Genomic DNA, 11,860 nt, shown 5'->3' with positions numbered 1-11,860 from the left:
TGTTTTAATAATTCCCGAGTATCTTCAGATTTCTGGCTTCTTCCCGAAGGCCCCTGATTGCATTTTTCACCGCTGCATCCGCCATATTCCCTTCAAAATCCACGAAAAAACGGTACTCCCAGTTTCTTCCCTCAATCGGGCGGGATTCGATCTTTGTCATGTTCAGGTCATTATATATGAAGTGAGACAGGATGTGGTACAGCGAACCACTCTCATGGGGCACCTCGAAGCAGATACTGATCTTTGACGCATCATGAAGGAAAATCTTCTGATTCGTTACAACGATAAACCTTGTGGAGTTATTCGGCACATCATTGATATTTTCTTCAAGTACAGACAATCCATGAACTTTAGCCGCATATGCACTGCACACAGCCGCCTGGGTGTAATCCTGGTCATCCAGGACCTTCTTGGCCGCGATAGACGTATTAGCCACACTGATTTGCTGCCAGTTACCGTGTTCATTCAGAAAACGTGATGCCTGCAGAAGTGCTACTCCTTTTGAATACACCCGCTGGATATCATCCAGTTTCGTTCCCGGCAGGCCGGCAAGTGTATGTGTAATAGGGATCACTGTTTCACCTACTATGTAATTTTCAAACTCTACAAGATGATCGTACATCTCATCGACAGCACCTGCAGACGAATTCTCAATCGGAAGAACCGCATAATCGGCAGACCCTTCCTCAATCGCTTCCATCGCATCCCGGAATGTACGCACATGGAAACTGTTGCAGTTCTCACCGAAATAATGCTGCATGGCAGCCTGGCTGTAAGCGCCTTCCACCCCCGGGAATACCACCCTGGCATTTGATTTGTCCAGTGAATCCACCTCAATAAATGGAAGGCGTCCGAGTGCGCCGGCCTCAACCAGCTGCTGGTACTGCAGCTTTCTGCTCATGGACATAAGCTGTTCATACAGTTCCTGAATTCCCTTCTTGTTAAAATCCCCGGATACCTTTGCAGATACTGCCTCCAGCTTTTCCCGCTCTCTTTGCCGGTCAAACACTTTTCTGCCTGTATTTACCTTCAGTTCCCCGACTTCCCTGCATACCTGCATCCTGCTTTCATACAGATTTACAAGCTGGTCATCGATCTCATCCAACTGCATTCTCAGTTCTTCCAATGTAGCCATTTTTATTTCTCCTTTGCACAAACTAAGAAATATTATAATACATTTAACTGTATAATCCAACCATTTTTTCCGTTCAGGCTGTTTTTTAACATAAACTGCGTATAAAATTCCCCTGTCCTAAACATACTTCTTACCATGAAGAACAAATTTATTATATGCGGCACCGTGGGCTGGTGCATGGAGATTATATTCACAGCCCTGCATTCCTTTAAACGAAAAGAATTCACTCTGGTCGGACGGACTTCCATCTGGATGTTCCCGATTTATGGGGCAGCTTGTCTGCTGACCCCTGTCTGCCGTCTCCTGAAAGGGAAGAGCCCGTTTTTGCGCGGCAGTGTGTATACCTGCTGTATCTTTGCCGGTGAGTTCCTCTCCGGCAGCTTTTTGAAAAAGCATCACGCGTGTCCCTGGGATTACAGCAAGTCCAAATATAATCTGAAAGGACTCATAAGATTCGATTATGCCCCCTTATGGTTCGGTGCAGGACTGCTGTTTGAAAAAATCCTGCGTTAACCAGATGTTACTGTTCACACCGTGCCGTGCACCCAGCTGCACGGCATCGGGGCCGATAAAGTGATGGTGTCGGGGCATCTGCCCCTCGCCGCAGGCGACTTTTAATGGGCAGATGCCGTTACTGTGCACGCCCGCAGGGTGTGAACAGTAACAACCAGATATGCCTCTAAAAAAACTCATAAATTTCTTGTTGAAAATCACCCTGTTTTAGTATATGATTAGTTGAAGAGAATTTCAGGTTACTGTGTTCGCCCATAGGACATGCACAGTAACACAATTTCAGACAGGGAGGTATACAAATGAACGTGATTGATTGCATCAAAACCCGGAGAAGTATCCGTAAATACAAGCCGGACCCGATTGACCATTCAATTATTAATTCAATTGTGGATGCAGCATCCTATTCTCCATCTTGGAAAAACACTCAGATTACCCGTTATATCGCAATCGAAGATTCTTCCCTTCTCGGAAAGATTGCCGATGAATTCACCCGTGAGCACAATGCGAATATTATCCGGCAGGCACCAATGCTGATCGCTGTCACCTTCATAAAGGGACGGTGTGGTTTCGAGCGCGATGGTTCTTATTCGACTAAAAAGGGCGACAGATGGCAGATGTGTGATGTGGGGATTGCATGCCAGACGTTTTGCCTTGCCGCTAAAGAATATGGGCTCGGCACGGTAATCATGGGGATTTTTGATGAAGATGGTATCACAGAACTTCTAAACATACCAGAAGATCAGGAACTTGCTTCATTAATTGCAATTGGTTATCCGGAATCAGAGCCGGAACCGCCAAAACGCAAGTCGGCCCGGGAATTATTAGTGTACTATCCCAATAATCTCTAAAATGGCTGAAATACTGATAAGATTAATATGCCCTGGGGCATACGAGGAGGTTTTTTATGAGACATTTAATGAGTCCTCTGGATTTTTCCGTAGAGGAACTTGACGAACTTTTAACTCTTGCGCAGGATATAGAGGCACATCCTGACAAATATGCACATGCCTGTGACGGGAAAAAACTGGCTACTTTATTTTATGAGCCAAGTACCCGGACAAGATTGAGCCATGAGGCTGCCATGCTGAACCTGGGGGGAAGCATCATGGGATTTTCTTCCGCAGATTCCAGTTCTGCTGCCAAGGGAGAGAGCGTTTCTGATACGATCCGGACGATTTCCTGCTATGCAGATATCTGTGCCATGCGTCATCCAAAAGAAGGCGCACCGATGGTTGCCTGCCAGCATTCTTTCATCCCGGTCATCAATGCCGGTGACGGCGGGCATCAGCATCCGACCCAGACACTGACTGACCTGCTGACAATTTTAAACGTCAAAGGCCGTCTGAACAATATGACAATTGGCCTCTGCGGCGACCTGAAATTCGGGCGTACCGTACACTCACTGATTCATGCACTTGTGCGCTACACCGGCATCAAATTCGTCATGATTTCACCTGAAGAACTGAGACTTCCTGACTATATGCGCCATGATGTACTGGACAAACAGAACATTTCCTATAAAGAAGTCGTCCGTCTGGAAGATGCAATGCCTGAACTCGACATCCTGTATATGACAAGAGTCCAGAAAGAACGTTTCTTCAATGAAGAAGACTATGTGCGTATGAAAGACTTCTATATATTAGATAAGAAGAAAATGAAGCTTGCACCTGAGGATATGTATGTACTTCACCCACTTCCGAGGGTGAACGAGATATCCGTGGAAATAGACGATGACCCGCGTGCAGCATATTTTAAGCAGATGCAGTACGGAGTCTATGTCCGCATGGCACTGATCCTCACTCTGCTGGATATTCATGTAGACTAACATACACCCAGATTAGAAGAAAGAAGGAACATTATGTTGAAAAACACTTTGAACGTTGGCCGTATCTCCGAAGGTTTTGTACTCGACCACATCGAAGCCGGCAAAAGCATGGAAATTTATAAATACTTACATCTTGATAAATTAGACTGCTGCGTGGCAATCATAAAGAATGCAAAAAGCAGCAAAATGGGCAAGAAAGACATCATGAAAATAGAATGCCCGATCGATTTCATGGATTTAGACATTCTCGGTTTCATCGACCATAAAATAACAGTCAACATCGTCCAAAACGAAGAGATTGTAGAGAAAAAGCGCCTGACACTTCCAAAAGAAATCCGAAATGTCCTGCGCTGCAGAAATCCCCGCTGCATCACTTCCATTGAGCAGGGGCTGGAACATGTCTTCGTATTGACAGACGAAGAAAATCAGATATACCGTTGTAAATACTGTGAGGAAAAATATAACGATAATAAGTAGTACCAACATTGTGCATAGGGGTCTGACCCCTATGCACCTTCATTTTCAGAATATTTTACCAATTCATCTACACTGGCGGTTCTATCCGTATCTTTACCAGTTCATTTGCCCTGACTCTCAGATTATCCTTATACTGCCTGTTCTGATATTTTCGAATCTGTGTCCCTGTAATCCCCATCTGTCTGGCAACCTGTCGCGCTGTTGCACCATATGCGGACATTGTAACGCCACAGGTCGTCCGTATCTTCTCGGCACTGTAAGATGGTATTCCTGCCAGTCCCGTATATTTTTTCAGCATCCTGCTGATGAACATTTTATTTAATGGATCTCCTTTTCTATTGTAAAAAAGGAATTCGAAATCCTCTCTTTCTTCCAGAAACTGATTCAGTATTTGTACAACGTCCGCCGGAATGAAACAAAGTTCTTCCCTGCTTCTTATATGTGCGAATACACCATTGTCATAAGAGGCAAAATCGCCGGGTCTTAATTCCGAGATTTCTCTGGACGATAACCCGACTCTGTGGATGATGGTAATGATTGTATAAGCCATTTTGTCCTCCTGCGCCGCCCGGTATAAAGCATCCATATCTTCTACCGGGATACTGTGTACCAGCTTTTCCTGATGCCCTGCTTCCCTCAGCCAAGGGAAAAAACAGTCCTCGAACCCCGGCTGTACCCCGTACATCCCACTCCATTTTTCTGCAAAGGATGCAAAAGAATGTAATTCCCAGAACTTTTTTCCTAGCGTACTTCCGCTTATTTCACCGCATTCTTCTCTGTTCTTCAGCCATTTGTAATATCTTTCCGCCTCCTTTGCACCACTGGCGAAAAAGGACTTTTTGCTGATTCGTTCAAATTCCGCTATCTCAGTCAGATAAGCTGCGGCTGTTCTCTCATTTCTGAAATGCTTTACAAATTCATCCCAAATCTCAAGTTTAACGACTTCGGTATCTTGTTTTTTCATATAGTCCTCCTCCCTCTTGTTCGTAAATCCGCGAAGCGGAACTATCTTTCTGTTACCAGTATAACTCCTACTGTAACATTTGTAAATAAAAAAAGTGTACAGGCTGCTTTGGATTTGCATTTCCCATCCTGACCTGCCTGCACACTCTGACCTTACAAATGCTACTATTTTTTTGGCTGACTGCCTTTCACAATTTCTTTCAGCCGCTCCAGCGGAACCGCCGGACTGTATAAATATCCCTGATATAGATTACATCCCAGAGACTCTAACTTTTCACGGATCTCTTCTGTCTCTACGTATTCTGCCATCACAACAAATCCAAGATTGGTTCCAAGAGTTACAATTGATGCAATGATCTCCTGATTCCGCTCATTTTCCAGAAGCCCCTGTACCAGTCTTCCATCCAGTTTTACAGCGTAAAAACTGGATGTCTGTAGATACATAAGGCTGGTCCTGCCCATGCTGAAATCATCGACTGCTGCCAGAATCCCTGCCGACTTCAGCCTGCTGATATGGTGCGGAATCTCTTCCATCCGGTCAACCGCTGACTCTTCTGTCACCTCGAGGCAATAATGCCCCGATACTCCATATGTTTCCGCCATACGGATAACACGATTGATAAACTGTTCTGAATCCATCTGGTCAGCCGATATGTTTGCCGATATCGTCAATGCACTGCCCTCTCTTAAAAGTTCACTACATGCTTTCATGGATGTTTTTACCACAACCTGTGTCAGCCGGTCAAAGAAACCATCCTCCTTCGCCAGAGCCACTACCAGAGGAGGGTAAACCGGGTAGTCCATATATCTCCATCTAAGCAGACTCTCTGCACCTGTCAGACCATGCTCTTTATGATATTGCGGCTGATACCCCATCGTCAGCCGCTCCTGTTCGACATCGATCCGAAGCTGCTCTGCCATATTCCGAGCCAGCAGTCCTTTGCTGTCATGCTGTTCCATAAGATGGACGTCCCGCCCCTCCTGCTGCACCAGTTTAAAATAAGCAGTCAGCTCATTTAAAAGCATCTTTGCCTGTTGTTCTTTTACTTTCTGTGCAAGGCATACAAAGGGGGCATAAACCCCTGTCCCTGCTGCCAGAATCACCAGCTGCACGGCCACGCCCCTCCATGAACCGGAGGATAAATACCCACTAAATAAAACAGGTGTCGTCCATGTCACAGTCCTTCCCAGTATCGGCAGAAATCCCATTGTGGCAAAACCATACGCGATGAGGAGGGAAATTACCGGGGTCAGAATAAATGGAATGATCAGAACCGGATTCAGCACAACGGGAAGTCCGTACACAAGGATCTCATTAATGTTGAACAAAACCGCACCGGATGCGGAGTAAGCCAGCTGCCGGTTATCCTTTCCTTTGGAAAAGATGAGCAGCGCCGCCAGGAGGCAGATTGCCGCCCCGCAGCCCCCTATCAATGCATAGCTGTCCAAAAAAGATTTGGATATAATCACTCCCGCTGCATTGTCATTCGGGACCAGATACGTCTGTGCCACCTGCTCCAGCGCATTGCCCCCGTGTATACCGAATACCCACAGAATATCCAGTACAACAACATACAGGATTCCGGCGCCTAACCCATCATTGATATTGTGGAACAAAAATACTATGCCATCTGTCACAAGATCGTTTAAGTTATCTACTTTAAAGACTGTCTGGATAGTCAGATTCATTCCGATAAAAATAAGCGCACACAGAAGAAGGGGATAAATTGCAGAAAGTGAATTTCTATAATCCACGTCCGCCCCTCTGGACCGGAATCTGTGTGCTGCTGAGATCTTTCCATAAAAAAAGTAGAACAGCTTAGTCGCAGCCACGGAAGAAAACATCGCTGTAAATACCCCGACAGGACCTAAGTCACTTAGTTCCATAGAACCACCAGCCGCTCCAAAAGAAGCCGCAAAGCAAACCACAGATACTACCATAGCCATCACCTGAAGAAACCCATCACGTTCCTTCATTTCAGAGGAATAATAATAACTGATGCTGACCACAAGATATATAGACATGAAACCAACCGTTGAATCAAAGAGAAAGTGCAGGGATGTCGATAAGACTCCCCCCGCCCATTCTGCAATAAATTTCTGAAACACAGGAATTGGGAAATTAAGGAATAAAAGCGCAAAAGAACCCACGAGAAGAACAGGGATTAAAAGTGTAAATCCCTTCTTCACTGCTGAAAACACATGGTTATTCTCTATTTTATAGATTGCACGAAGTATTCTGCTGTACATAGTTCGCCTGTATCTTTCCCACTCTTGTCAATTCGTTCCTGTGTTAAATATTCTCTGCAATTTTATAGATAAGCCGGCGCGTATCCTCCCATCCGAGACACGGGTCTGTAATAGACTTTCCATATACCCGTTCACTGTCGATGCTCTGGCATCCTTCTTCCAGATAGCTCTCTATCATTACACCCTTGATAAGCTTCTTCAGATCCGGATTATAGTTCCTGCTGTGGAGTACCTCGCTCACAATCCTGATCTGCTCTTTGTACTGCTTGTTAGAATTTGAATGATTGGCATCAATCACTGCCGCCGGATTCTTCAGGCCTTTCTGTCCATACATTTCAAGAAGGCGCATCAAATCCTCATAATGATAGTTCGGTATACAGGTACCATATTTATCCACACCGCCACGCAGGATGACATGTGCCAGATCATTTCCGTCCGTTGTCACATCCATCTCCCTGTAGATAAACGTATGGGAACTCTGCGCTGCAACGACGGAGTTCAGCATCACGGAAAAATCACCGCTGGTCGGATTCTTCATGCCGATCGGGATATCCATGCCGCTAGCCGTCAGGCGGTGCTGCTGGTTCTCAACAGAACGGGCCCCGATCGCCTCATAAGAAAGAATGTCATCCAGATAACTCCTGTTCTCAGGATACAGCATCTCATCCGCTGCCGTCAGGCCGCTTTGCTGGATCGCACGGATGTGCATCTTCCTGATGGCTATAATTCCTGCCAGAAGGTCCGGCGCCTGATCAGGCTCCGGCTGATGCAGCATCCCTTTATATCCCTCTCCGGTTGTACGGGGCTTATTCGTATAGATACGCGGAATAATCATCAGTTTATCAGAGACTTCCTCATTGACTCTTGCCAGTCTGTCCACATACTCGCATACGGCATCCTCGTTGTCTGCCGAACAGGGACCTACCAGTACGATAAATTTATCAGACTCCCCGGTAAAAATATCCCGGATTTCCCGGTCTCTTCTCTTCTTAAGTTTCTTTACTGTATCTGACAGCGGGTATTCCGCCTTTAAATCTGCCGGCAGGGGCAGCTGTGCATTGATTCTCATTCCCATTTTTTCATCAGCCTTTCCGTATCTGCTATTATTATAAAGTTTTCCTTTATCGTACAAAAAATGATGCTGCAAAGTCAACTGCGGCACCATACATATTCTTCTCTCAATTCACCTGGTTAAGCAAGACGATAAGCCGGGTTATGTCATTGGACAATCATCTATCTAGGCCTGATGTCGCCATCAGGCTCAAGCGACCTACCTAAAGCGTGACGGGCCGCCACATCGCTTTTATTCGGTCTTGCTTCGGATGGGGTTTACATGTGCCCTCTCTGTTACCAGCGAGGCGGTAGTCTCTTACACTGCCTTTCCACCCTTACCGGAAATTATATCTGGCACTGGGTCAGATATGTCCTCCCGGCGGTTTATTTCTGTTGCACTGGCCTTGGAGTCACCTCCACCGGACGTTATCCGGCATCCTGCCCTGTGAAGCCCGGACTTTCCTCGTCTGCGGCCTTTCGGCGCATGCAGCCGCGATTGTCTGTCTTACTTAACTCAGATGTACATTATACTATGTATTCACTCATCTGGCAAGCCCTTCATCAACAATCAGTCCACTGCCGTCAGCCGCCGTTGTCGCAAGTTCATCACACCGCTCATTCTGGAGATGCCCGTCATGTCCCTTTACCCAGTGGAACACAACATTGTGCTTCTCCTTTGCCGCAAGCAGGCGCTTCCAGAGGTCCACATTCTTCACCGGTTCATTCTTGCCGCGCTTCCATCCTTTTTTCAGCCATCCATCCACCCAGTGCTGGTTAAATGCATCCACTACATACTTCGAATCGGAATACACCTCGACATCACAGGACCGGTTCAGTGCCTCCAGGCCGGCAATCACAGCCATCAGTTCCATCCGGTTATTCGTCGTCTTCACATACCCCTGTGACAATTCCTTCGTGTGAAGTGTCCCCTTCTGGTCCACATATTCGAGCACAGAACCGTATCCTCCCGGCCCGTCCGGATTTCCTCTCGCCGCGCCGTCTGTATATAACTTTACCTGCATCACTTTCCAACTCTCCAATCTGCTAATCCATCATTTCTTTCACGCTGTCGGCAAAAGATTTTTCTTCCCTCTTCTCCAGTTCAAACGTCTGTCCTTCTTTTGTAATCCTGTATATCTTATCTACATACTCTTCTGCACTTTTTTCGAGTACAATCCGGTCAAATATACCATAATTATCCCAGAAATGCATGGGGAATACTGCCTGTGTATCCGTCCGTTTCATGAAACAGTCCAGTCCCCAGAAATACTGTTCCCCCAGTCTGGGGTCAACAGGGACAAATGCCACATCGATTTTCACGCCGTGCAGTTTATTAATCTCATACTGGTAATTCCTGCGCATCATCGTATTGTAGGCTTTCCCCTCTTCCTCCCAGTGCCACCAGTTCAGGTCGCCTGCATGGTAAACAGTACAGTCCCCGCACACGGCCAGAAACGCAACCCCCTCGTCCGTGGAGCGCAGTGTGCGCACCTTCAGACTGCCGATTATGTGTTCTTCATTCGGACCGGCCAGGAGGGTATCCTCTGTCTTCGGGGCATCTACATCATTCGATAAAATATAGTAAATCTCCGGAATATATTCCCTGAGTTTAAAAATATCCTTTCTGAAATGGTCGTAATGGGCATGGCTGACGAAGACAAAGAACGGTTTTCCCGCCTTTATCTCCGGCAGTTCTCCTTTGTAATAATCAAATAATAAATATACCTGTTCGAGCTCCACGAGGAACCCGCTGTGGCTTAAATATGTGACTCTTATCATAAACTTAATATCTCCACAACCTGTACTAATTCCGGCAGGATATATTCCAGACTTTCCTTCGCAGCCTTCGCGCTGTCCGGCAGATTCACTATCAGCGTATTCTTCCTGATTCCCGCGGCCGAGCGGTTCAGGATCGCCTTCTTTGTATAGCGGATATTATAGGCACGGATCGCCTCCGGAATGCCCGGAAGAAGCCGGTCGGATATCTCCTCCACAACATCCGGTGCACAGTCCCGCCTGCGGATTCCCGTAGCTCCTGTTGTCAGGATCAGATCTACGCTCTGTGTGTCCGCCAGTCTCTTCATAACCGCCGCCAGTACTTTTTTATCTTCGGGCAGGACTCCTGCCGCCTTTACTTCAAAACCAACCTGTCCGAGTATCCTCTTCAGTGCACTTGCTGCCGCACTCTCTTTTTTTGCCTTATATAAGCCTGAATCTATTGTAAAAATTGCTGCCTTCATCTATTGTACCCCTTTCTAATTATAAACTCACTGTATCTTGTCATTTCATCCCATATCCGGAATCCGCTTTCCCCTCAGAATGTGTTCCCGGACAATCCTGTATTTACCCTAAAATGCGCCGGGCTGACTCATTCGCCCTTGCAAATATTTCCTCCTTTGATGACCCCAGATTGTATTCCCCGTCCTGATAAAGGACCTTTCCTGCAACCATCGTCATCTTTACATTCTGCTTGCTTCCACTGTAAACAAGATTCTTCTCAATATTCTGCAGAGGCTGCATATTAGGCTGCTGCAGATCGATTAATATCATATCTGCCTTCCTGCCCTCTGCCAGAATATCACATTCCGGCAGCCCCATTGCATGTGCTCCGTTCACAACCGCCATTTTCAGGACCTCCATTGCAGGCACTGCCTCCGGGTCATCACATATGGCTTTCTGGAGACCTGTCGTCAAAAACATCTCCCGGAACATATCCAGACAATTGTTGCTTGCAGGTCCGTCCGTTCCGATAGCCACCGGAATTCCCATATCCAGATAACGTTTTACCGGTGCAATGCCGCTGGCAAGCTTCAGATTCGAAGCCGGATTCGTCACAACATAAAGGTTTCTCTGCTTTAGAATGTCAAAATCCGCATCATCCATATGCACACCGTGGAATATACCGCCTCCCTGACGGAAAAGACCAAGCGAATCCATATAACCTACCGGAGTCATACCTGTCCGTCTCCTGCAGTCTTCCACCTCTTTTTTTGTCTCTGAACAATGCACATAAACCGGAATCCCGTATTTTTCTGAGAGCCCCGCAAGTTCCTCCATAAGAGGCCTTCCGGTTGTATATTCTGCGTGGAAGCCGAGCTGGTAAGAGATCAGCCTGTCCGGGTCCTGATTATATCTTTTATAGTCGTCTTCCACTTCGCGGATTGTCCCTCCAAAGTCATTGATACTCTCACAGATTACCATGCGGTATCCTGTATCTACCACAGTCCTGAGTGTTGCCGGCTTACTCAGGTACATATCGAACACGGATGTGATACCGCTTGTCAGATATTCCATGATCGCAAGCTTATTCAGCCAGTAGATGTCCTCTTCACAAAGCTTTGCCTCCGCCGGGAACACCCTGTTATGCAGCCACTCATCCAGTTTCATATCATCGGCATGGGAACGAAGGAACGTCATCGCCGAGTGCGTATGTGCATTCTTAAAACCCGGCATAAGCAGATTCCCCTGACCGTCAATCTCCCTGTCCCATTTCTCCTTAGCATCCAATACAGACGGGCCCACATAAGCAATCGTATCACCCTTTACCCAGACCTCGCCCCGGAAAATACTCTTACCTGCCTCCATTGTTAAAATTCTTACATTATATATTCTAGTATTCATTCAACTATCCTTTCCCAAAACCA

General features: G+C 46.5%; 12 protein-coding genes and 1 other RNA gene. 4 read left to right on the top strand and 9 right to left on the bottom strand.

Features of this window, described 5'->3' with window-relative positions; genetic code table 11:
• Positions 1 to 4 precede the first annotated feature (4 nt).
• Positions 5 to 1,135, bottom strand: coding sequence for a prephenate dehydratase (pheA, locus tag DWX43_RS02355; protein ID WP_118618581.1), 1,131 nt, complete (start codon positions 1,133 to 1,135; stop codon positions 5 to 7).
• A 135-nt stretch (positions 1,136 to 1,270) separates the two neighbouring features.
• On the opposite strand from pheA, the gene DWX43_RS02350 reads away from it, so the two are divergent.
• The 4 genes from DWX43_RS02350 (at position 1,271) to DWX43_RS02335 (ending at position 3,950) form a co-directional block, all read left to right on the top strand.
• Positions 1,271 to 1,648: a hypothetical protein gene (locus DWX43_RS02350; RefSeq protein WP_109729204.1), complete on the top strand. Its 378-nt coding sequence runs from the start codon at positions 1,271 to 1,273 to the stop codon at positions 1,646 to 1,648.
• Positions 1,649 to 1,947: 299 nt separating this feature from the next.
• On the top strand, positions 1,948 to 2,496 hold the full coding sequence (locus DWX43_RS02345; RefSeq protein WP_118618579.1) for a nitroreductase family protein: 549 nt from the start codon (positions 1,948 to 1,950) through the stop codon (positions 2,494 to 2,496).
• A gap of 56 nt (positions 2,497 to 2,552) precedes the next feature.
• Complete coding sequence (gene pyrB / locus DWX43_RS02340) at positions 2,553 to 3,473, top strand: aspartate carbamoyltransferase (RefSeq protein WP_118618577.1); 921 nt, start codon at positions 2,553 to 2,555, stop codon at positions 3,471 to 3,473.
• A gap of 33 nt (positions 3,474 to 3,506) precedes the next feature.
• On the top strand, positions 3,507 to 3,950 hold the full coding sequence (locus tag DWX43_RS02335) for an aspartate carbamoyltransferase regulatory subunit (protein ID WP_109729201.1): 444 nt from the start codon (positions 3,507 to 3,509) through the stop codon (positions 3,948 to 3,950).
• A 67-nt stretch (positions 3,951 to 4,017) separates the two neighbouring features.
• On the opposite strand, the gene DWX43_RS02330 is transcribed toward DWX43_RS02335, so the two are convergent.
• From DWX43_RS02330 to DWX43_RS02295, 8 genes are all read right to left on the bottom strand, one after another.
• A complete protein-coding gene (locus tag DWX43_RS02330) occupies positions 4,018 to 4,914 on the bottom strand; it encodes a tyrosine-type recombinase/integrase (RefSeq protein ID WP_182440601.1) in 897 nt (298 codons plus the stop codon).
• Positions 4,915 to 5,078: 164 nt separating this feature from the next.
• Complete coding sequence (locus DWX43_RS02325; RefSeq protein WP_118618573.1) at positions 5,079 to 7,163, bottom strand: EAL domain-containing protein; 2,085 nt, start codon at positions 7,161 to 7,163, stop codon at positions 5,079 to 5,081.
• Between the two features lie 43 nt (positions 7,164 to 7,206).
• The gene (locus DWX43_RS02320) at positions 7,207 to 8,238 is read right to left on the bottom strand and encodes a 3-deoxy-7-phosphoheptulonate synthase (protein WP_118618902.1); all 1,032 of its coding nucleotides are present in this window, start codon (positions 8,236 to 8,238) and stop codon (positions 7,207 to 7,209) included.
• Positions 8,239 to 8,351: 113 nt separating this feature from the next.
• Positions 8,352 to 8,728: RNase P RNA component class A (gene rnpB / locus DWX43_RS02315), an RNA gene on the bottom strand.
• Between the two features lie 30 nt (positions 8,729 to 8,758).
• On the bottom strand, positions 8,759 to 9,238 hold the full coding sequence (rnhA, locus tag DWX43_RS02310; RefSeq protein ID WP_109729198.1) for a ribonuclease HI: 480 nt from the start codon (positions 9,236 to 9,238) through the stop codon (positions 8,759 to 8,761).
• Between the two features lie 22 nt (positions 9,239 to 9,260).
• Complete coding sequence (locus tag DWX43_RS02305; protein WP_118618571.1) at positions 9,261 to 9,995, bottom strand: MBL fold metallo-hydrolase; 735 nt, start codon at positions 9,993 to 9,995, stop codon at positions 9,261 to 9,263.
• Positions 9,992 to 10,456 carry a molybdopterin-binding protein gene (locus tag DWX43_RS02300; RefSeq protein ID WP_109729196.1) on the bottom strand — a complete coding sequence of 155 codons (465 nt, stop codon included), beginning with the start codon at positions 10,454 to 10,456 and terminating at the stop codon, positions 9,992 to 9,994. Before DWX43_RS02300 ends, DWX43_RS02305 begins: the two co-directional genes overlap by 4 nt.
• 103 nt (positions 10,457 to 10,559) lie before the next feature.
• Positions 10,560 to 11,837, bottom strand: coding sequence for an amidohydrolase (locus DWX43_RS02295; RefSeq protein WP_118618569.1), 1,278 nt, complete (start codon positions 11,835 to 11,837; stop codon positions 10,560 to 10,562).
• Positions 11,838 to 11,860 lie beyond the last annotated feature (23 nt).

It is taken from the genome of Clostridium sp. AF19-22AC (assembly GCF_003479085.1).
In the GTDB taxonomy this organism is placed as follows: Bacteria; Bacillota; Clostridia; order Lachnospirales; family Lachnospiraceae; genus Faecalicatena_A; species Faecalicatena_A orotica.
Note: the sequence above shows the minus strand (reverse complement) of the source record. Positions and strands in the feature narration are given on the sequence as shown.